The organism is Arenibacter arenosicollis, assembly GCF_014397245.1.
In the GTDB taxonomy this organism is placed as follows: domain Bacteria; phylum Bacteroidota; class Bacteroidia; order Flavobacteriales; family Flavobacteriaceae; genus Arenibacter; species Arenibacter arenosicollis.
This window is the reverse complement of the sequence record NZ_JACLHY010000021.1, coordinates 47,739-70,094: the sequence shown is the minus strand read 5'-3', so window position 1 is coordinate 70,094 and position 22,356 is coordinate 47,739. Positions and strand designations below refer to the sequence as shown.

Here is a 22,356-nt window from a genome sequence, read left to right as displayed (position 1 = left end):
AAAGCCCTATCAAAAAATTAAGAAAAATTCTAGTCAGAGTATTTTTGGTGCTCATTCTTATTTGTGTTTTGGGTAGTGTTATACTTTCCTTACCATTTGTCCAGACCCGTTTTGCCAAGTACGCCACTACTGAAATCAATAAGGAATTTGGGACTAATATTAATATTGAGCGCTTAAAGATTTCCTTAATTTCATGGGATACTTCTTTGAGTGGTGTTTATATTGAAGATTATAAACAGGATACGCTATTCTATATAGATAATTTAAGTACTTCTATTCTAAATGTTCGCAATTTGGTGAACGGTAAACTGGAGTTTGGCGATATTGCCATTGAGCGACTCAATTTTAAGCTTAAGACCTACCAGGATAACAAAAACACCAATCTAGAGGTTTTTATAGATAAATTGGACGATAAAAAACCTCGTAAACCCGGTGCGCCCCCATTTTATTTTTCTTCCGCCGATGTAGAAATAACGGATAGTAAATTTAAGCTCATTGATGAAAATCGAGAGACAACCGAAATGCTGAATTTTGCCGATCTAAACATTTCGGCCTCCGAATTTACCATAATTGGCCCGGACGTAAATTCCAATATAGAGAAGATGTCCTTTAAGAGTTCGAGGGGTGTGGTGGTAGAAAAAATGGCTACCGAATTTAAGTATACAAAACAGCAAATGTGTTTTGATTCGTTAAGCATTAAGACCAATCAATCCCATTTATTGGGTAAAGTGGTATTCGATTATAACAGGGAAGACTTTAGGGATTTTTTGAATAAGGTAAAAATTGATGCAGAATTTGTTGAGTCTACCGTGGCCTTGAATGAAGTAAACCTGCTTTATAATCAATTTGGAAGTGATAAAATTGTTTCATTCTCCACCATAGCAGATGGGGTTTTGAACGATTTGAATACCAACGACCTGTTTTTAACCATGGATAATACAGGCATCCGTGGGGACTTTAATTTTAAAAATTTGTTCGCTAAGGATGGTAGATTTGCCCTGACGGCAAATATGAAAAATATTACATCCAGCTATTATGAGCTCAGGGCATTGTTGCCCAATATTTTGGATGTATTACCGTCCTCAATTCAGAAATTGGGACAGTTTACAGTACGTGGGGATGCACTTATCACAGAATCCTCCATTAATGCCAAAGCCAACATTAATACCCTCATTGGGAGTAGCTATGTAGATTTGGAACTTACCGATATTGACCATATAGACGATGCTTCCTATAAAGGGTTTGTCTCTTTGATCGATTTTGATCTTGGAAATCTAATTGACAGAAAAGAGGTGGGCATTACCAACCTGGATTTTAATGTGGAGGGTAAGGGTGTTGTCATGGAATATTTAAATACCGAAGTAATAGGGCAAGTGTATTCCTTGAATTTTAACGGCTATGATTATAAGGATATCAGCGTATCTGGGATTATAAAAGAACAGCTTTTTGATGGTTCCCTGTTGTGCAAGGACGAAAATATTAAGTTTAGTTTTAAAGGTTTGGCAGATTTTGCTGAGAATAGAAATAATTTCAATTTTATCGCATCGGTCGATTATGCGGATCTAAAAAAAATAAACTTTATAAATGATAGTGTGTCCATATTCAAAGGGGATGTAAATATGGATATAACCGGAAATTCCTTGGATAATATTGTAGGGGATATAAAATTTACCAAAACCAATTATCAGAACAAAAACGACACCTACTACTTTGAGGATTTTAAAGTTTCATCCACCTTCGAAAATGACAGTACACGAATTATAGATATTAATTCCCCGGATATTATTACCGGATTTTTAAAAGGTAATTTTAAGGTAAAGGAACTTGGAAGATTACTGCAAAACTCTTTGGGAAGTATTTACACCAATTATAGACCTTTCAACATTTCGAAAAATCAAAGACTGGCCTTTAATTTTAAAATCTATAACAAGATTGTGGATGTATTTTTTCCAGAGGTGAAATTTGACCCGAATACGTTTATAAAAGGAAATATCATTGCCGATGAGGGCGATTTTAAACTCACCTTCAAATCGCCAAGTATAGTTGCTTATGGCAATGAATTGGATAGTATAGATGTAAAGATAGACAATAAGAACCCCTTGTTCAACACCTATGTTTCCATCGGAGATCTTGCAACCCCTTACTATGATGTAAAAGATTTTAATTTAATCAATACTACCTTAAAGGATACCTTGTTTTTTAGAACGGAGTTTCGTGGGGGTAGCGAATACAACGATAGCTATAACCTGAATTTCTACCATACTTTTAATAAGGAGAACAAATCCGTTATTGGATTAAAAACTTCGGATATAAATTTTAAGGGGAACAAATGGATACTGAACAAGGATGGAAATAATAAGAACAAGGTAATTCTCAATAAAACTTTGGATAGTATTACTATTGAGGAAATAGTAATGAACAATAATGAACAGGAGCAAATTCGTTTAAGAGGTCAATTGGCCGATTCTACTTATAAGGATGTTGAGCTTCAGTTTAAAATTGTAACCTTGGGCAAGATTACGCCCGCTATAGATAGTTTAAAGTTGCACGGGGAGGTGAATGGTACCTTGAACGTTTTGCAAAAGGACAATGTTTATCTGCCGTCCTCCAATTTGAATATTAAAAACTTTGGCGTCAACGATATTACGTTGGGAGATCTGTCCATTGGCATAGTTGGCAATAGAGATCTAACCGATTTTGTTGTGAATACCTCCTTAGTGGATAAAGGGTTCGAAAAACTTAGCGTTGTCGGCAATATTTCCAATCGGGAGGAGATTCCCCAAGCAAATCTTATAGTAGATTTCAATAAGTTTAATTTAGAACCATTTAGTCCGCTGGGCGAAGGTGTTATTACCAATATTAGGGGGTTATTGCAGGGTAGTGCAATATTAAAGGGACCAATTAATAATCCCAATATGAGTGGTGTGATATCCTTAAATGAAGCTGGTATAGCAATCCCTTATTTAAATGTTGATTATAGTTTTGCACCCTTCTCAAAGGTTAGGTTGACCAATCAAACCTTTAATTTTCAGAAAATTAAGCTTACCGATGTGGCCATGAATACCAAAGCTACCTTGGATGGTACCATTACACATAAGTTTTTTAGAAATTGGAGTTTGGATTTGGATGTTGACACCAATAATGACCGCTTCTTGATTCTGAATACACCGTTCAAGGAAGAAGTATTGTACTATGGTGCTGGTTATTTAAATGGTACCGGAAGAATATTTGGGCCAACCAACGCACTTACTATAAATGTAGATGGGGAAACGGCAAGGGGAACCTCATTGAAAATTCCAATTAGCGATGTAGTTAGTGTTGGCGATTTTTCATTCATCAATTTCGTAGGTAAAAAGCCGGAAAATACGGATACGGCGCAGCGGGTTCTAAAAGAGGTGGAGGGGCTTGAGCTGGCCTTTAACTTGGATGTTACCCCTGATGCCGAGGTTGAAATTGTTGTGGATACCAAAACCGGCAGTTCCCTGAAGGGTACAGGTGCTGGGATTTTGTTCATTGAAATTAACACCAACGGCAAGTTTAATATGTACGGTGACTTTGTTGTGGTAACGGGACAGTTTCGTTATAAGTTTGGTGGTATAGTGGATAAAACCTTTAAAGTAAAGCCAGGAGGTAACATTACGTGGGAAAGGGAGCCCTTGGCGGCACAATTAAATATGGAAGCTGTTTATTCCTTGAATGCCAATCCGGCTCCATTGCTGGATAATCCGGGTTACACGAGGCGGATACCGACAGATGTGGTAGTAAGGCTAACCGGCGAATTGGAAAGTCCTATAATTGATTGGAGAATTGATTTTCCTGGGACCAATTCCATTGTTAAATCCGAATTGGAATATAGATTGCAGGATCCTACGATTGCCGAAAGAAACGCATTGTTTTTATTGGCACAGGGCTCTTTTGTCAATGACCAGACGGGTATCAATCAGCAAGCTGTAACAGGGAATCTTCTTCAGTCTGCCTCAGGAATACTCAATTCCTTATTGGCGGGCGATAACGATAAATTGAATTTGGGGTTGTCCTATGAGCAGGGTATTTTGGATAGGAGTACCGATATACAAACGGAAAATAGAGTGGGGGTAACCTTGTCCACCCAAATCAGCGATCGCGTGCTTCTTAACGGAAGGGTAGGGGTTCCGGTAGGTGGAGTAACCGAAACCGTAGTTGCGGGGGATGTGGAAGTTCAGATTTTGTTAAACGAAGAAGGGACCTTAAGCGCAAAAATATTCAACAGGGAGAATGAAATTCAACAATTTCTTGCAGATCGTCAGGGTTATACCCAAGGTGTTGGACTCTCTTATCAGGTAGATTTCAATAGTTTTAAAGAGCTCCTGCTCAAAATTTTAGGAAAGAAAAAATAGTTGATTTTGAGACTGTTTTAGTCGATTTGGGCAAATCCGAAAAAATCACTTTTTGCTAAAGATTGATTATGAATTTAACAATTTTCAAGAAAATATTCAACTCAAACGTTTTAGTGCTCCACTATTGTCAAATTAAAGCCAAAGTCGCGTATTTATTGAAATAAGTTTGCTAGTTTTGCCTTTTAAAATTTTTATGGCTTCAGCAATAAAAAAGATTGGTGTATTTACATCAGGAGGAGACTCACCGGGAATGAACGCTGCTATTAGAGCAGTCGTACGTACATGTGCTTATTTAAAAGTAGAATGCGTTGGTATCTATAGAGGATATGAAGGCATGATGGAAGGTGATTTTAAGGTAATGGACGCGCGTAGCGTAAACAACATAATTAACAAGGGAGGAACTATCTTAAAGTCGGCACGTTGTATGCCTTTTAGGACCAAAGAGGGCCGGCAGATAGCGTATGACCAACTAATAGCTGCAGGCATAGATGCTTTTGTAGTTATTGGTGGGGACGGTAGCTTTACCGGAGCACTTACCTTTAATAAGGAGTTTAATTTTCCAATAATTGGGATTCCGGGTACCATTGACAACGATATTTTTGGCACCACTTATACCTTAGGATTTGATACAGCTTTAAATACAGCTGTTGAATGTATAGATAAAATTAGGGATACGGCCAGTTCTCATAATAGGCTCTTCTTTGTAGAGGTTATGGGAAGGGATGTTGGCCATATCGCATTAAATGCAGGTGTTGGTGCAGGAGCAGAAGAGATATTGATTCCAGAGGAAAACCTTGGTCTTGAAAGGTTATTGGAATCTTTAAAACGCAGTAAGCAATCTGGCAAATCATCTAGTATAGTGGTGGTAGCCGAAGGGGATAAAACAGGTAAAAATGTTTTTGAACTTAAGGAATATGTAGAGGAACACCTTCCGATCTATGATGTTCGCGTATCCGTATTGGGACATATGCAAAGAGGGGGGTCGCCATCTTGTTTCGACCGTGTTTTGGCCAGTAGAATGGGCGTAAAGGCAGTGGAAGCATTGTTGGAAGGAAAAACCAACTTAATGGTGGGTATTCAGGATAATACTATAACACTAACGCCTATTAGTAAGGCAATAAAAGGGCATACCAAAATTGATAAGGAGCTCATGCGAGTCTCCGATATCATGACAACATAATTTTAAACATTAAAAACAAAGAAAATGTCAAACTTGAAAATAGGGATTAACGGTTTCGGTAGAATTGGAAGATTGGTCTTCAGGGCTACTGTAGAAAGAGATAATGTAGAAGTAGTTGCTATTAACGATTTGTTGGATGTAGAACATCTTGCTTATTTGTTGGAATATGATTCTGTACATGGAAAATTCAACGGTACTGTTGAAGTAAAGGATGGTAATTTGGTCGTAAACGGAAAAACCGTTAGAATTACTGCTGAAAGAGATCCTAAAAATTTAAAGTGGGATGAGGTTGGTGCAGAAATCGTTGCCGAATGTACTGGTATTTTTACCACTTTGGAAACAGCACAGTCACATATCGACGGAGGTGCCAAAAAAGTGGTTATTTCAGCTCCATCAAGCAATGCGCCTATGTTTGTAATGGGTGTTAACCATAAAGATGCAAAAGCATCGGATAAAATTGTTTCAAACGCTTCTTGTACTACCAACTGTTTGGCTCCAATGGCGAAAGTATTGAACGATAGCTTTGGAATTGAAGAAGCCTTAATGACTACGGTTCACGCTACAACAGCTACTCAGATGACCGTTGATGGTCCTTCCAGAAAAGATTGGAGAGGTGGTAGAAGTGCTCTTTTGAATATTATTCCTGCTTCAACAGGTGCGGCCAAAGCCGTTACCAAGGTTATTCCATCTTTGTTGGGGAAATTAACAGGTATGGCTTTCCGTGTACCAACTGCTGATGTTTCCGTAGTGGATTTAACGGTTCGTTTAGAGAAGGAAACTTCTTATGAAGAAATCAAGAAGGCTTTTAAAAAGGCTTCCGAAGGTGAATTAAAAGGAATATTAGGATATACCGAGGAAGCGGTAGTTTCCCAAGATTTTATTGGAGACCCTAGAACTAGTATTTTTGATGCAGGAGCTGGAATTGAATTGAATTCAAAATTCTTTAAAGTTGTTTCCTGGTATGATAATGAGTCTGGATACTCCAATAAATTGGTTGACTTAGCACAATACATACACAAATTATAATCTTATTGGGTAATAATTTAATGAATCCTGAAAGTGAGCGATATTTTGCTTATTTTCAGGATTCTTTTTTAATAAACTTGTTATATGATATTGATTGTAGATAGTGGCGCAACAAAATCGGATTGGATTGCCTTGGATGAGAAGGGTGACCAGTTGTTCATGACCCAAACTTTAGGATTAAGTCCCGAAGTATTGACCCGTCCTGTAATCGAAGACCGTTTGGCCAATAATTTTGAACTTTCCAAGAACAGGGAGAAGGTTACTCACCTATTTTTCTATGGGGCCGGTTGTGGGACCGATAGAATGAAAAAGTTTTTGACAGAGATTTTTAACGATTTTTTTCCCAAGGCAAAAGCCGAAGTAAAGGAAGACACTTACGCCGCAATATTTGCAACTACGAAATTAGGGCAACATGGAATAGTTTGTATTTTAGGTACTGGCTCCAATTGTAGTTATTATGACGGTGAACAATTACATCAAAAGGTGACCTCATTGGGGTATATCCCTATGGATGATGGTAGTGGTAACTTTTTCGGGAGAAAATTGATTAGGGACTACTATTTTAACAAAATGCCGCAAGATTTGGCTACCAAGTTCGCCAAGGAATATAATTTGGATGCTGACGTAATCAAGGAGAATTTGTACAAGCAACCTAATCCCAATACCTATCTTGCCACTTTTGCTAGATTTATCGTAGAAAATAAGAATCATCCTTATTGCAGAGGAGTTATTGACAAAGGCTTTCAGCAGTTTATTAATAACTACATAATGCAGTTTGAATTGGCCACAAAAGTTCCAGTAAGTTTTGTGGGCAGTATTGCCTATTACTTGCGTGAAGAACTGGCAACCGTGGTTGAAAGAAATGATTTAGTATTGGGTGTTATTAGACAAAGACCAATTGAAGGTCTTGTTGAGTTTCACAGAGCTTCTATTTAAGCGCAATCATAGATATTTCTACGTTTACAAACTTAGGAAGATTTGCTACTTCAACAGTTTCCCTAGCTGGAGCAGTATCCGAATCAAAATAAGCGCCATATACCTCATTTATTTGTGCAAATTGGTGCATATCCTTTACGAAAATTGACGATTTAACAACGTTTTCAAAAGTCATTCCTGCCTCGGTAAGAATGGCTTTTAAATTTTGCATGGATTGCTCAGTTTCCTTTTTTATATCCCCTGACACTAATTCTCCTGTTTTGGGATCAATGGGTATTTGTCCTGAAATATATAATGTATTGCCAGCTAAAACGGCCTGATTGTATGGTCCTATTGGTGCTGGGGCATTTTTTGTGGTAATTATTTTTTTCATTTGACTGGATTCAATATTTATGAATTGTAAAATTAGGAATTATAATTTTAGAAACTAGAAACTAGAAACTAGAAACTAGAAACTAGAAACTGGAAACCAGACCCCGAGTTAAATTTGAAGGAATCCAACAAAATTATTTTTGGAATTTAAATTCCTTGGCCTTGGTTCCTTTACGTCTATTGCTGTTTTGTTGAAGAAATCATTAGAATTGAGCACTACCTATGCCCGGTTTTAATAATGGGATTTGTTGCTACTTTCCTCCATTGGCCTGAAGGTCTGCAATGCATTCCACCCCAAAATTGGGGACCGCTCCACCTTTTGCAGTCAGCATTTTGGCCATTCCCCAGCCAAATTGTAGTTCTGCCCGCATTAGACAATTCTGAATATTACAGTGGCTTTTAGCATCTGGATCTTGATGCTCGTTAACTGAGGGTGTTCCCAAGTCGACCAAACCAAATAAATGACCGGCCTCATGGTTTAATGTGGCAGTTTCTACTGTAGAGTTACTTATTAAGGAACTTCTGGAGGCCAATTTTCTTATGGTAGCTTCGTATATGACCATGGAAGTATTTCTGTAAACAGCTCCAAGGGTAACCAAATCTTCTTCGGGCTTATCATCACTGGATGACGCATCGGTAAAATAGATGTAAAGTCCCAAGGTGTCCCCATCATTGTAAATTGTTCTATTTTCTTTTTCTAAATCGGCTATTTCGTCCACAGTAAGGCTATCCTTTTGTGGGGAGTCCAATTCCTTGTAAATGATGCTTATATTATCCTTGTGGGTACGTTCTTTAAAAAGGTCTACAAAATTGGAAATAGCTGTTTCTGTAGGTTTAAAATTGGTTACATAACCAATTTCGATCGTTAAGTTTTTAAATTTGGAGGCAGAAAGGAATTCATTTGCGGAATCGCCTGGACCTTTTAAATTTGCTGTCTTGTCTACTTTTAAGGTGTCGCTTTCATTAGAGTCCTTGGAACAGCCTAGAATAAGTGCAAAGGCCAAGAAAAACAAAATTGATAACTTCTTCATTTTCAATAAATTTGGAATAAGGGCATGTTACTTTAAAGATAACGACAAATTTCCATAGGTATTACCTTAGTTGTGTAAGTTTAGCTAGATAGTCGTAATGTTTTCCTTTACTTACAAGTTCACAAGCCAAGTTATTGGCGTTTGCGGCACGTTGTAAGGTGTTATAATCCAAATACAACCAATCCAAGGGGTCGCTTTTCTCGCCTTTATATTCCATTTCAAAGGTCACCTCCCCATAATAATTTTGGTCGTCGGGAATCCAGTATCCGCCATCTTCATCTTCATCATACATATAAATTATATCACTGGAATCCAGAAGAATCTGCCCGTTAGGTTTTAAGAGCGATTTTAAATGTGTAAAAAAGGAGTCAATGTTTTTTAATTTTCCAACTATGCCTATTCCGTTCATAAGCATTAGAAGGGTATCGTATTTCTGAAGGCCAAAATCGTGGATGCCAGATAAAACGGTTTGCTCCAATCCCCTTTGCTTACAGGTAGCAATAGCTCCAGGTGAATTGTCCAAGGCTGTAACTGATAATCCTTTTTTTTGTAAATAAAGACTATGGCTACCTGCGCCACAACCAATGTCCAGGACGCTGCCTTTGCAAAGCTTCAGGGCTTTTTGTTCCAAAGGGGGCATTTTTTTATAGTCCCTAAATAAGTAGGGGACAGGAATAATATCCTCTTCATCCAAGGAAGAATAGGTCTTGATATCTTCAGTATAATTGCCCGATTGATAATCCAAGAGTGCATTGCCTAAAATGTCCTTAGTCATATAAATTTGTTATTTACATGCAAATGTGAGACTTTTAACCAACTTTTAAAAGTTTATTCCACAATGGATGAGGTAATTAAGCAACTTCCCAAACTTGCACAGGAGAAGCATAATGAGAATAAGAAATTCTTTGGGAAACTAAAGCGTAAACCACCAAAGGATTTGGATTATATTATGCAGGACTTACACGAAGCCGAATTTAATAGGACGGATTGTCTAAGCTGTGCCAATTGTTGTAAGACCACAGGTCCCTTATTTACCAATGCGGATGTGGAGCGCATAGCCAAGCATTTTAGGATGAAGCCCCAAAAATTTATTGATCAATTTTTGAGGGTGGACGAGGATAACGATTACGTATTGCAGGGAGTTCCCTGTACCTTTTTGGACGCGGAGAATTACTGCTCCATCTATGATGTAAGACCCAAGGCATGTCGTGAATTTCCTCACACGGACAGAAAAAAGTTTCAGCAAATTAGTCACCTTACCCTAAAAAATGTGGCAATTTGTCCAGCGGCATATAATATTGTGGAAGAAATGAAAAAATTAATACATATTAAGTAGAAGGGTTTTATATTAATTTCAATGCCGGTAATTGGTAATCATTTAAATCAATTTATAGCGTTCCATACCCGCTAACTATTTTGTAAATTTAGATGATGGAGTCCATTTATACATATTTTGAAACTATACCTACTGCACACCGAAGTATCATTTTGGTTTCCGGGATAGCCTTTTTTTGGATATTGGAGTACATTATTCCCTTGTTTCAGTTAAAATACAGCAAGATAAGACATGCCGGGATTAATATTTTTTTCACCCTTACTACCATCCTGGTAAATTTTCCATTGGCTTTTTTACTCTTAAAAACCAGTGATTGGACCATAGCCAATGATTTTGGCGTGTTGAATTGGTTGCCCCTTATGCCCATATGGCTAAAGGTGTTGGTGGGGGTAATGTTGTTGGATTTACTTAGTGCATGGTTGGCCCATTGGGTAGAGCACAAGGTTAAGGTGCTATGGGGTTTTCATCTTATTCATCATACCGATCACGAGGTAGACACGACTACTGCCAATAGGCACCACCCTGGAGAAAGTTTGGTTCGCTTTGCATTTACCTGCTTTGGGACTTTTGTGGTTGGGGCTCCAGTGGCCGTATTTATGATATATCAGGCACTTTCGGTTGTTTTGTCGCAATTTAACCATGCCAATATTTCACTGCCCAAAAAGGTGGATGATGTAATGAGTTGGGTAATTGTCTCACCGGATATGCACAAGGTACATCATCACTATAAATTACCTTATACGGATAGTAATTATGGGAATATTTTTTCCATTTGGGACCGTCTTTTTGGCACCTTCCTAAAATTACCCAATCACCAAATAGTGTATGGAGTGGATACTTATCCCAATGAAAAGGAGAATGCTGATATAGGAGCATTATTGAAAATTCCTTTTAAGCGCTATAAAACTCCGGAAAAGGTGGATTTAGAATCCACGCGTTAATTGTAAATTAGGTATTTGGCCCTTATTTTTTTGAAATGGTTAATGTCGTTTAGCCAAGTTTTCTTAATTTCTTCTTGGGAAAGTCCGGCTTCTATCTGCTTTTGTAAGTCTGCAGTCCCTGCATGTTTGGTAAAGCCACTAGTGTTGAAGAACAGGCTCTTGTCTTTGGTATTCCCATAGGCGTCCAAGATATAATCCAAATCCACGGTATTCATTTTTGGAGTCTTTGACAGGTCTTTGCCATAACAAATTTCACCATTATGTTTTGGGTCTTTAGATCCAAAATTTGGGGCAGGTGTATATTTAAAGTTGTATTTGGTACTGTCCATAAAGGGAGCGCCATAGCGCTGAAATTGAAATTCAGTTCCTCGGCCTGCATTAACATTGGTACCTTCAAATAATCCCAAACTTGGGTAAAGATAAATTGAGGTATTGTTGGGTAGGTTGGGAGATGGTCTAATAGGCAATATATAATCTTTGTTATGATCGTAGTGCTCCATGGGTATAACGGTTAGGTCTGCTACAACCTTGTTCTCCAGCCAACCTTCTTGATTGATCATATTGGCATATTCCCCAATGGTCATACCATATACCAAAGGGATATTGGTCATTCCCAAGAAACCTCTGTGTTCGGTTTCCATGGTAGGGCCATCCACATAGTGTCCGTTCGGATTTGGCCTGTCCAAGACAATTACAGGAATGTTGTTTTCAGCGCATGCCTCCATGACCAATTGCATGGTAGCTATATAGGTGTAAAATCGCACCCCTACATCCTGAATATCGAACAGCACAATATCAATATTTTTTAATTGTTCATTGGAGGGCTTGCGATTTTTTCCGTACAAGGAAATTATGGGAAGTCCTGTTTTTTCGTCCTTGCCATCGCTTACTTTTTCACCTGCATCTGCCTCGCCCCGAAATCCGTGCTCTGGAGCAAATACTTGTTTAATATCTATATTATGGGCTAAAAGTGAATCTACAATATGGGTAAAGGATAGGGTTTGGGTATCCTTAAAAATAACGCTGGTCTGATTGGCCACTATACCTACTTTTTTTCCTTGTAGCAAGGGAAGATAGGCTTCGGTTCTGTTGGCGGCTATCACTATGGGTAGATCAGTGGGAGGGGTATCTTGTGCAGCTTTGGAATCAAGTGCCTTATTATGGGCTTTGGAGGGGTTTCCACAAGAAGAAAGTATAAAAAACAATAATAAAACTGTATTTTTGAAAACGGAAAAAACTGCCATAAATTGAATTTAGAATTTTTTATTGCCAAGCGCCTTGTTACAGGTAAGGAGCATAAAATTAGTATATCTGCACCAATAATAAAAATAGCTATTGCAGCAATTTCATTGGGTGTAATAATGATGTTGGTGGCTATTTCGACCGGAGTTGGATTAAAGCACAAGATTCGCGAGAAAATTGCGGCCTTTAATGGTCATATTCAGATATATAACTACGACAATAACACTTCCGATGTGTCTATGGTTCCTGTTTCCCTTGATCAAGATTTTTATCCAGAATTTAAATCGGTCAGTGGTATACAGCATATCCAAGCAGTGGCCACCAAGGCCGGTATAATAAGAACGGAAGAAACTTTTGAAGGGGTTATAGCCAAAGGGGTTGGGACAGATTATAATTGGAATGTTTTTCAAGAGTTTTTGGTGGATGGGACCTTGCCCAATTTTATGGGAGAGGTCAATGATGAAACCTTAATATCACGGGTTCTGGCCAACCGACTAAAACTGAATACTGGGGATTCGTTCGTTGCAATTTTCTTTAAGGAAGATGATGAATCCAAACTCCCAAATCAAAGGAAATTTAAGATAACAGGTATCTACGACAGTGGTTTTGAGGAGCTTGATGGTTCCTATATTTTTATCGATCTGCGCCATATTCAACATATGAATAAATGGGAGGATAATGAAGTGGGAAACTTTGAAATATTTGTCGATAATTTTGATGAAATAGACAATAAGGCCAACGAAATCTATGGGAAAACCTTGTCCAGTCTGGATACCCAGACCATAAAGGACAAGTACTATAGGATTTTTGAGTGGCTTGGTCTGTTCGATTTTAATATAGCACTGATCATAGGTATAATGATCATTGTGGGAGGTATCAACATGATTACCGCACTACTGGTTTTAATTTTGGAACGGACCCAGATGATTGGGATTTTAAAAGCCTTGGGGTCGTCCAATTGGAGTATACGTAAGATATTCTTATATAATGCTACTTATTTAATAGGAGTTGGACTGTTGTTGGGTAATATCATTGGCTTGGGTATCATTGGGTTGCAGTATAAATTTCGTATGTTTAAGTTTCCAAACCCAAAGGAGTATTATATAGATTATATTCCCGTGCACATTGATTTTTTAACGGTATTGTTCCTTAATCTTGGTGTGTTGGTTTTATGTTTATTGATGTTGCTTGTACCGTCCTATATTATTACTAAAATTTCTCCGGTAAAAGCCATACAGTTCGAGTAGTAATTTTGGATAATGTTATTGGTCTTACAAAGACCACAAATTGATGAATCTCAGATAAAAAGTAAAATTACATGGTGAATTTGGAACTACATAATCAAACAGTAAGAATCGATGCTGGTGAGTTGGTAGGCTATGAAGTTGGTGGTCATGAGTATATTCACCAAAAGGGAAGCCCGGGATGGCGAAATTCGGATACCGAAATGTTTCCTATAATAGGTCCCAGCAATGAGGCAAATTTTAGAATTACAACCCCAAGAGGACCAGCGGTACAAGATCAACATGGCCTATTGCGGGAAATGGAATATAAACTTGTTTCCAAAGCCAAAACAAAAGTAGATTTCAGTAAAAAATATGTTTCCGGCACCGCAGTAAAAAACTCTAAATTTCCAGCAAAATCCACGGAAGAATATTTGTCATGGCCCTATAGTTTCGAATTCCAGAAATCCTATGAAATTTTAGAAAAAGGCCTTAAAATTCAATTTAAGATTACAGGTGAAGAGGGCATGCCTTTTATGTTGGGATACCACCCAGCCTTTAAGTTACATTCCGAAAATGTAACGATACAGGCCGGAGATAGAACCATATCTTTACAAGAGGTCCTTGACATTGGAAGTAGGGCGCTGCCCATTTTAGAATGCGAATCCATTGCCTTGTTCGATAATGGAGGGCTTAGCATAAAAACGGAAGGTTTTGGAAATTTTATGTTATGGACAGAAGTTTCCAATATGTTGTGCATAGAACCTATATCCTTTTATCCCTACGCGGTAAACCAGGAAGAACTGCATACCGGATTTCTAAAATTGGACAAGTTGGAAAGAATTTTTTCGGTAATTATACAACCAAATATTTGATACGGTAAGAATGACAGAAGCATTGCAATTACACTATGGTTATCTTTTTGAACCAGAGTTATTAGAGGAAATTAGGGCAGTTGGCAGCTATAAAAAAGTTAGTCAGGGCCAAACTCTAATGGAAATAGGAGATAACATTAAGTCCATGCCCTTATTGCTAAGCGGAGCTATCAAGGTGCTAAGGGAAGATGATGAGGGCAATGAACTGTTATTGTACTTCGTTGAAAAAGGGGACACTTGTGCTATGACTTTTTCTTGTTGCATGGGAAACAAAAAAAGTGGAATAAGGGCAGTTGCGGAAACCGATACGGAATTATTGATGATTCCCGTGGGTTACTTGGAAACTTGGATGGGTAAGTATAAAACTTGGCAGCAGTTTATCCTGGAGAGCTACAATGCAAGGATGATGGAGCTAATGGAGACTATAGATACTCTTGCTTTTCTTAGAATGGACGAAAGGTTATTGAAACATTTACAGGATAAGGCCAAAGTTACCCATGACGACCTTTTGTACGCCACACATCAAGAAATTGCCTACGACCTTCATACCTCGCGAGTGGTGGTGTCACGACTCTTGAAAAAAATGGAAAACGAAGGCAAAATAGTACTTTATAGAAATCAAATAAGAGTGTTGGATTTATAGATTTTATATGTTTAGTATTTGTTATTGAGGATATTAAATGCTAAACTTGTCTAGAGAATGTTAGGATCTATGAGGATTTATTTTTGTATGTACGTCATATTCCTGTCCATATTAATGGTGGGTTGTGGTAATTCTACAAAGGATAAGGACAGGGATACTGCAAAGCCCAAGGAAACAGCCAAGGTTGCCGCCTTGCCAAAGAGCATTAAAGCGCCTGTTGATAATCTAAATTCCAAGGAGAAGGAACTTTTAGGGAAACTATTGTTTTATGATCCCATTCTTTCGGGAGGAAAGGATATTGCCTGTGCAAGTTGCCATCATCCGGCTACAGGATATGCAGAGTTCTTAGATCTTTCCATTGGCAGTAATGGTAAGGGGTTGGGTAGTAAAAGGGTTTTTAGACAGCCCAATGACATCCCCTTAATGAAACGTAATTCTCCTACCATTTTGAACACCGCATTTAATGGGATACAGGGAAAGGATGATTATGATCCTGAAAATGCTCCCATGTTTTGGGATGACCGTGTAAAGAGCCTCGAAAAACAGGCCTTGGAACCAATTAAAACCATGGAGGAAATGAAAGGTCTTCATTTTTCCAAATCGCAAATTTTAACGGAAGTGGCAACGAGACTACAGTCTATTCCTGAATATAAAATTCTTTTTGCAGATGCTTTTGGCCCGGACACACCAATAGATAGTGTTCAGATAGGAAAGGCGATTGCGGCTTTTGAAAGGACTTTGGTCGCCAACAATTCCCGTTTTGATCAATATATGGCCGGTGATGTAAACGCCATCTCCCATTCGGAAAAAGAAGGTTTTGAACTTTTTAAATCCGTAGGTTGTATCAATTGTCATAATGGCCCTATGTTTTCGGACTATAAATTGCATGTATTGGGAGTGCCGGAAAACAATAAAGTACCTGAACCGGACAGTGGATTTGAGGAAAGTTTCGCATTTAGAACGGCCTCACTCAGAAATTTGCGATTTACCGCTCCCTATATGCACAATGGAGCCTTTCAAAATTTAAAACAGGTATTGGAATTTTACGAGGATATCTCCTTTGGGAAAACACGAAATCCCTCAGTATCCAAGGAAATGTTCGATCCCTTTGTTAGAGAACTTCAGCTCAGCGTGAAGGATATGTCCTTAATTATTTCTTTTTTAAACACCCTTAACGATGACAATTTTGACAAGGAAATTCCAGAAAAGGTTCCCAGTGGGTTGCCAGTTGGGGGAGACATTCAATAGCTCAATCTAACAGTGTAATTAGTTGTACTTGCAATCCTCGGGGTCTGATCTAATGTAGTACTTGCGGTAATTTGAGGCTTTGGGATCCATACATCCCTTAAGGTTTTTTATTTCCACTTTTCTAAAATCTATGGGCTGTCCCTCCGCTTGCAAGGCAATAAAACCTTCCTTTAACAATTTGCCATCGATTTTAATTGCCGGGTCGTAGCGGTTGGCAACACCCCCTCCAATTTGCGGTTTTGTGTATTGTAACACTTGGTCGCCATTAATAATGTGGGTTACTATGGAATCTCCTAAAACAATGGCCTCGGCACGTACCCATTGATCTCCGAAATATGTTTTGGATGAAGAATTAATGCAATGTCTTGGATCAATTTTACCTTCGTAAACCACATCTGTACCCGGGGAACACATATTTCCTGTTGGCCTTGATTTTCCTTCTTCCAATCCGGCCAATAACTGCAATTCCACTGAAATAGGCCAGTCTTGCTCCTTGGGCATGGTCCTTGGGTCTTGGGAATGGAACATTACCCCGCTATTCTTAATGGTGTAACTGGGCGCTCCTGGGTGTAATTCTCCAACAAAACGATATTCTACTACAAGATGATAGTAGGAATAGGGGGTGTTATAGTATAGGTGTCCATACCTCTCGTTAAAATCTCCCTCATATTTGTCATAACGTACTTTAATGATACTATCTTCCACTCTAAAGGTATCTCCATAATTATCCCCAACCTCATAATGGTGTATTTTAGTGGTCCAATCATTAATGTCCTTACCATTGAACATAGAAATCCAACCATCGCTATTTTCTTGGGAAACAGATTTTATGGTGCTGCACTGACAAAGAAGAATTGCTAAGATGAGGCAACCGAAGACAGAAGGGAATTTTTGCATTTTATATGGAATTAATTGATTTTAAGGCACAAGATAAATTATTTAAATTTTAAAAATATCCAATTTTGTGAAGGAATAGATTATTTCAGTTAATATTCTGTAACCATCGTTACACACAAATTAGGTATTTAACATTAAATTTGGTGAATGAGGAGATATTTACCTTTTTTGGACTGGCTTCCAAAATACAACAAAAGCTTTTTTGGAAAGGATTTGGTGGCCGGAATAACCGTGGGTATAATTTTGATTCCACAAGGTATGGCCTATGCCATGATTGCCGGACTACCTCCGGTTTACGGCCTATATGCCTCCTTGGTCCCTATTTTGATATATGCCTTTTTGGGCACTTCCAGGCAGATAGCCGTTGGCCCCGTTGCCATGGATTCGCTTTTGGTCGCTGCGGGATTGGGAACCCTGGCTATTTCGGGTGTTGAGAACTACATTACAATGGCGCTGTTCCTTGCATTTATGATAGGGGCTTTTCAAATGTTGTTAGGGTTTTTACGCATGGGTTTTTTGGTGAATTTTATGTCTAGACCGGTAATTAGCGGATTTACCTCGGCCGCAGCAGTAATCATTATATTTAGTCAGTTAAAGCATTTGTTGGGTGCAGATATTGCCAGTAGCAATAAATTTCATCAATTGGTAATAAACGCTTTTCAACATATTATGGAAACCAATGTCTATGATTTTGGGATCGGGCTTATTGGTATACTAATTATTGCTTCTTTTAAAACATGGTTTAAAAAATTTCCGGCTATCCTATTGGTAGTTGTATTGAGCAGTTTGGCCGTTTACTTTTTTAACTTGGAAGCATATGATGTTCAGGTAGTGGGAGAGGTGCCTGCGGGTTTGCCATCATTTAAAATCCATAATTTTACTATTGAAAAAATCAAGGATATCTGGCCCATTGCGCTTACACTGGCATTAGTGGGATATTTGGAAGCTATTTCCATCGGTAGGGCATTTGAGGAAAAAAATAAGGTAGAAACTATAGAACCCAATCAAGAGTTGATAGCATTGGGGGCTTCAAACATGTTAGGTTCATTTTTTCAGTCGTACTCCGTCACAGCCAGTTTTTCCAGATCTGCCATTAATTACGAAGCCGGTGCCAGAACTACTATAGCTTCTGTAATAAGTGTTATCATGGTGGCTCTTACTCTGTTATTTCTGACCCCATTGTTTTACAATTTACCAAAGGCTGCATTGGCCTCCATTATTATGGTTTCCGTTTTTGGATTAATAGATCTTTCTTACCCTAAGAAATTATGGGAACAGCGCAAGGATGAGTTCATGGTACTCTTGATCACTTTCTTAATTACACTGTCCATTGGTATAGTAGAAGGAATTTTGATTGGAGTATTAATGTCTTTGTTATTGATGGTCTACAGGACTTCCAAACCTCATTTCGCCGTGTTGGGAAATATAAACGGTTCCGACTACTACAAAAATATTGAACGTTTTGGGTCAGAAGTGGAGGTTAGACCAGACCTATTAATTGTCCGGTTCGATTCCCAATTGTATTTTGGGAATTCGGCCTATTTCAAAAGTCAACTTTTTAAATATATTAAAGCCAAGGGGCCTGGGCTACGGGCGGTGATATTAAATGCCGAATCAATTAATTACATTGATTCTACTGCTTCCACAATGCTGATAAGTGTTATTGACGAGATTCATGAAATGAATGTTCAGTTCTACATAGCTGGAGCTATAGGTCCTACGAGGGACATTATATTTGAAAGTGGAATCATCAATTGCCTGGACAAAAAGTATCTTTTTGTAAAAATAAAGGAAGCTGTGGCCTATTATGACGATCCCAATACCATTACAACTTTAAGGGAAAAAGTAGCACATCAGAACCTAAGTAACTAATGTTGCAGAAGTACAGGGATGGATTATTTACCTTTGTAAAAGTGATTTTCCAATTAAAAATATTTTGATTATTTTATTTTAATCAGATCACAAAAAATTAAGAATATGAAAATAGAACAGATATATACAGGATGTTTGGCACAGGGGGCTTATTACATAGAAAGCAATGGAGAGGTGGCTATAATTGATCCATTACGTGAGGTAGAACCTTATTTAAAAAGGGCCAAGGCAGATAATGCCTCCATAAAATATATTTTCGAAACCCATTTTCACGCAGATTTTGTCAGTGGTCACGTTACTTTGTCAAAGGAGACGGGCGCTCCAATAGTTTACGGACCCTCTGCCAATCCTACTTTTGAAGCCATTATAGCTAAAGATGGTCAGGAGTTTAAGCTTGGAGAAATCACTATTAAGGCATTGCATACCCCTGGACATACTATGGAAAGTACTACCTATTTATTAAGGGATGATAAAGGTAAGGATTATGCTATATTTTCAGGCGACACCTTGTTCCTTGGTGATGTAGGTAGGCCGGATCTGGCACAGAAAGCAGCCAATATGACCCAAGAGGATTTGGCGGGTTTATTGTTTGATAGTCTTAGAAATAAAATTATGCCTTTGTCAGATGATGTGGTGGTTTATCCAGCCCATGGTGCTGGTTCTGCTTGTGGTAAGAACATGATGAAGGAAACGGTGGACACTTTGGGAAATCAAAAGAAAATGAATTATGCCCTTCGTGCAAATATGACCAAAGAGGAGTTTGTTAAGGAGGTTACGGAAGGCCTTTTGCCCCCTCCAAAATATTTTCCACTTAATGTAAAGATGAACAAAGAAGGGTATGAAGATATTGGGGAAATTTTGGAAAGAGGAACAACGGCTTTGTCCCCAGATGAATTTGAAGAGGCTGCCAATGCAACAGATGCCATCATCTTGGATGTAAGGCATCAGGACGATTTTGTTCAAGGATATGTTCCGCGATCGATCTTCATTGGTTTGGATGGGAGTTTTGCTCCTTGGGTAGGAGCTCTTATAGCCGATACCAAGCAACCTATCTTATTGGTAACACCCGAAGGTAGGGAGGAAGAAGCCATAATAAGATTATCCAGGGTAGGTTTTGATGCAACTGTAGGTTATTTAAAAGGGAGTTTTAAGGCCTGGAAAGCATCAGGAAAAGAATACGATACGATCACTTCCATTGCAGCAAAGGATTTGAAGGACACCCTCAATAACAAAGTTGTTCCGGTTTTTGATGTTCGTAAGGAATCCGAATATCTTTCTGAACACATGGCAAATGCAAATAACACGCCTTTGGATTTTTTAAATGACCACATGGCAGAATTTCCCAAAGAGGATACCTTTTACCTGCATTGTGCTGGAGGGTATAGGTCCGTAATAGCGGCTTCTATCTTAAAAAGTAGGGGTATACACAACTTGGTGGATATTGCCGGTGGATTTGCGGAAATGAAGGACTCTGGTTTCGAGCTAACGGATTATGTATGTCCTACTACACTTTAAAAAGTGACATTTATCATATTTTAAAATTTGGTTTGTGTATATTTTAGCCTACTAAATATAAATGCATACCTATGATTTTACATTACTTACCGTTAGTAAATTGGAGCAACGGGATCATAATGATTTCTGTTTTTGGCGCCGTTTGTGTTGGTTTGGTTACTGCAGTATTGATGCTAATGAACAGTGGAAAGAATAAATAGTCCGGGAATATCATTCATTTGATAATTCCCGGCTCCTTTTCATTAAACTGAAATAGGGGATAAGTGAATTGCTTTGTTTGGGTATTTTCTCAAATACCATGAAAGAATTCGTTTAGTGTCCATGTTTTCCTTTTGGAGTTCCAAAAAGTTTTCCAAGTCGTCTACGGTATTTACCTGTTCATTTTTTGGTATAAATCCGTAGCCCTTATACTGGTTGTTGATAACCAAAATAAATCCCTCTTCCTTTTTATATCTTCCCTTTTCCTTGATTACGATATTTTGGTTTTTCGCCTCTAATTCTTCAATAGCCGTTTTTACTTTGGAATTATAGTCGGTAGGAGATTCTGTTCCTCTACATATACCGCTGCAACTGGTTATGCTGTAATGGGAGCAACTAGATGTGTTTTCCTGTAAATGACAGAATTTTGGACATAGCCCATAGGCTTTGCAAAGTTCTTCCATAAATAGCCTACATTCTGTTATGGTATTAAAAGTGGATAAAGGCCTGGGTGTCAATTTTAATTTGTTGTAGGCTAAATGTAGTACACCGTTTCTATCTTCATAAGTAAAGATGGCATACTCTTGCGGTGTTCGCTTTTGACTTTGATTGTACAATGGGAAATGATGTTTTATTGCAGCAGATTCCATTAGCAGTGCAATTAGCTCACTGCCCGATAATTCAAAATCTATATCATGCGTGGCCTTGCACATTAAGACCTCTTTGGTGGCTTTGTCATAAAAATGGCCCAATACCCGCTTTTTTATATCAATGGCCTTGCCAACATAGATAATCTTTCCTTTTTCATCTTTAAAATAATACACCCCAGGCGAATTCGGTAATTTTTCAAATATTTCCTTGGGTAATGATGGTGGAAGTGTAGCCTCTTGGGAGCGGGCATTCAGAAAGGATTTAAAAACCTTTTCGGCACCATTGGTCCTTAGCAATTTTTTAAATAAAAGTACTGTTGCCTGGGCATCTCCTTTGGCCCTATGGCGATCGGTCAATGGAATATTTAAGGAGGTACATAATTTGCCCAAACTATAGGAATTTAAACCTGGAATCAATTTTCTGGACAAACGTACAGTACATAATTTTTTGCGGGAAAAACTAATTCTAATATTCTGAAATTCATTCTTGATTATGTTGTAATCAAAATTTACGCTATGTGCCACAAATATTGTGTCCTGGGTCATTTCCAAGACCTTTGATGCAATTTCTTCCCAAGTTGGGGCATTGCGTACCATATTGTCATCAATTCCGGTTAGGCCCGTTATAAAGTATGGAATTTCACATTCCGGATTTACCAAGGAGGTATATTCATCTATCACCTCATAACCATCAAATTTGAAGATGGAAATCTCCGTAATCTTATTACCTTTTATTCCGTTTCCGGTAGTCTCTATATCTATGATGGTGTACATAAAAAATGGCGCTGGGCATAA

At 38.2% G+C, this 22,356-nt stretch carries 18 protein-coding genes; 12 read left to right on the top strand and 6 right to left on the bottom strand.

The genetic code is table 11. The annotated features are described in order from the left end of the window. Positions 1–44: 44 nt before the first annotated feature. The 4 genes from H4O18_RS17195 (at position 45) to H4O18_RS17180 (ending at position 7,518) form a co-directional block, all read left to right on the top strand. Positions 45–4,376, top strand: coding sequence for a translocation/assembly module TamB domain-containing protein (locus H4O18_RS17195; RefSeq protein ID WP_187586837.1), 4,332 nt, complete (start codon positions 45–47; stop codon positions 4,374–4,376). A gap of 193 nt (positions 4,377–4,569) precedes the next feature. Beyond that, positions 4,570–5,556: a 6-phosphofructokinase gene (gene pfkA / locus H4O18_RS17190; RefSeq protein ID WP_187586835.1), complete on the top strand. Its 987-nt coding sequence runs from the start codon at positions 4,570–4,572 to the stop codon at positions 5,554–5,556. 24 nt (positions 5,557–5,580) lie between these two features. Further along, positions 5,581–6,582, top strand: a complete 1,002-nt coding sequence (gap, locus tag H4O18_RS17185) for a type I glyceraldehyde-3-phosphate dehydrogenase (RefSeq protein ID WP_187586833.1) — start codon at positions 5,581–5,583, stop codon at positions 6,580–6,582. Between the two features lie 84 nt (positions 6,583–6,666). Further along, entirely contained in the window at positions 6,667–7,518 is an 852-nt protein-coding gene (locus H4O18_RS17180) for an N-acetylglucosamine kinase (RefSeq protein ID WP_187586831.1), read from the top strand. Here the strand turns inward: H4O18_RS17180 and H4O18_RS17175 are convergent. The 3 genes from H4O18_RS17175 to H4O18_RS17165 form a co-directional block, all read right to left on the bottom strand. Next, positions 7,511–7,891, bottom strand: coding sequence for a RidA family protein (locus tag H4O18_RS17175; RefSeq protein ID WP_187586829.1), 381 nt, complete (start codon positions 7,889–7,891; stop codon positions 7,511–7,513). The two genes, H4O18_RS17180 and H4O18_RS17175, sit on opposite strands and share 8 nt — an antisense overlap. 250 nt (positions 7,892–8,141) lie before the next feature. Then, positions 8,142–8,921 carry a hypothetical protein gene (locus H4O18_RS17170; RefSeq protein ID WP_187586827.1) on the bottom strand — a complete coding sequence of 260 codons (780 nt, stop codon included), beginning with the start codon at positions 8,919–8,921 and terminating at the stop codon, positions 8,142–8,144. 61 nt (positions 8,922–8,982) lie between these two features. Continuing rightward, the gene (locus H4O18_RS17165; protein WP_187586825.1) at positions 8,983–9,696 is read right to left on the bottom strand and encodes a class I SAM-dependent methyltransferase; all 714 of its coding nucleotides are present in this window, start codon (positions 9,694–9,696) and stop codon (positions 8,983–8,985) included. Between the two features lie 63 nt (positions 9,697–9,759). Here H4O18_RS17165 and H4O18_RS17160 point away from each other — a divergent pair, with 63 nt between their 5' ends. After that, positions 9,760–10,257: a YkgJ family cysteine cluster protein gene (locus H4O18_RS17160; RefSeq protein ID WP_187586823.1), complete on the top strand. Its 498-nt coding sequence runs from the start codon at positions 9,760–9,762 to the stop codon at positions 10,255–10,257. A 95-nt stretch (positions 10,258–10,352) separates the two neighbouring features. Next, positions 10,353–11,198, top strand: coding sequence for a sterol desaturase family protein (locus H4O18_RS17155; protein ID WP_187586886.1), 846 nt, complete (start codon positions 10,353–10,355; stop codon positions 11,196–11,198). On the opposite strand, the gene H4O18_RS17150 is transcribed toward H4O18_RS17155, so the two are convergent. Further along, positions 11,195–12,442 (bottom strand): exo-beta-N-acetylmuramidase NamZ family protein, encoded by a 1,248-nt coding sequence (locus H4O18_RS17150; protein WP_187586821.1) that lies wholly within the window; start codon positions 12,440–12,442, stop codon positions 11,195–11,197. The two genes, H4O18_RS17155 and H4O18_RS17150, sit on opposite strands and share 4 nt — an antisense overlap. 3 nt (positions 12,443–12,445) lie before the next feature. Here H4O18_RS17150 and H4O18_RS17145 point away from each other — a divergent pair, with 3 nt between their 5' ends. The 4 genes from H4O18_RS17145 (at position 12,446) to H4O18_RS17130 (ending at position 16,429) form a co-directional block, all read left to right on the top strand. Continuing rightward, a complete protein-coding gene (locus tag H4O18_RS17145) occupies positions 12,446–13,687 on the top strand; it encodes an ABC transporter permease (RefSeq protein ID WP_187586819.1) in 1,242 nt (413 codons plus the stop codon). A 71-nt stretch (positions 13,688–13,758) separates the two neighbouring features. Further along, a complete protein-coding gene (locus H4O18_RS17140) occupies positions 13,759–14,538 on the top strand; it encodes an aldose epimerase family protein (RefSeq protein WP_187586818.1) in 780 nt (259 codons plus the stop codon). A 10-nt stretch (positions 14,539–14,548) separates the two neighbouring features. After that, a complete protein-coding gene (locus H4O18_RS17135) occupies positions 14,549–15,181 on the top strand; it encodes a Crp/Fnr family transcriptional regulator (RefSeq protein ID WP_187586816.1) in 633 nt (210 codons plus the stop codon). A gap of 87 nt (positions 15,182–15,268) precedes the next feature. Continuing rightward, positions 15,269–16,429 carry a cytochrome-c peroxidase gene (locus H4O18_RS17130; protein WP_187586814.1) on the top strand — a complete coding sequence of 387 codons (1,161 nt, stop codon included), beginning with the start codon at positions 15,269–15,271 and terminating at the stop codon, positions 16,427–16,429. A gap of 18 nt (positions 16,430–16,447) precedes the next feature. Here the strand turns inward: H4O18_RS17130 and H4O18_RS17125 are convergent, their stop codons facing one another. Beyond that, on the bottom strand, positions 16,448–17,326 hold the full coding sequence (locus tag H4O18_RS17125) for a 3-keto-disaccharide hydrolase (RefSeq protein WP_187586812.1): 879 nt from the start codon (positions 17,324–17,326) through the stop codon (positions 16,448–16,450). Positions 17,327–17,473: 147 nt separating this feature from the next. Between H4O18_RS17125 and H4O18_RS17120 the strand changes: the two genes are divergently transcribed. Together H4O18_RS17120 and H4O18_RS17115 are read left to right on the top strand one after the other, a co-directional pair. Then, entirely contained in the window at positions 17,474–19,198 is a 1,725-nt protein-coding gene (locus tag H4O18_RS17120; RefSeq protein ID WP_187586810.1) for a SulP family inorganic anion transporter, read from the top strand. Positions 19,199–19,303: 105 nt separating this feature from the next. Continuing rightward, on the top strand, positions 19,304–20,713 hold the full coding sequence (locus tag H4O18_RS17115; RefSeq protein WP_187586808.1) for an MBL fold metallo-hydrolase: 1,410 nt from the start codon (positions 19,304–19,306) through the stop codon (positions 20,711–20,713). Positions 20,714–20,955: 242 nt separating this feature from the next. Here the strand turns inward: H4O18_RS17115 and H4O18_RS17110 are convergent, their stop codons facing one another. Continuing rightward, complete coding sequence (locus H4O18_RS17110; protein WP_187586805.1) at positions 20,956–22,335, bottom strand: exonuclease domain-containing protein; 1,380 nt, start codon at positions 22,333–22,335, stop codon at positions 20,956–20,958. Between the last annotated feature and the right edge of the window lie 21 nt (positions 22,336–22,356).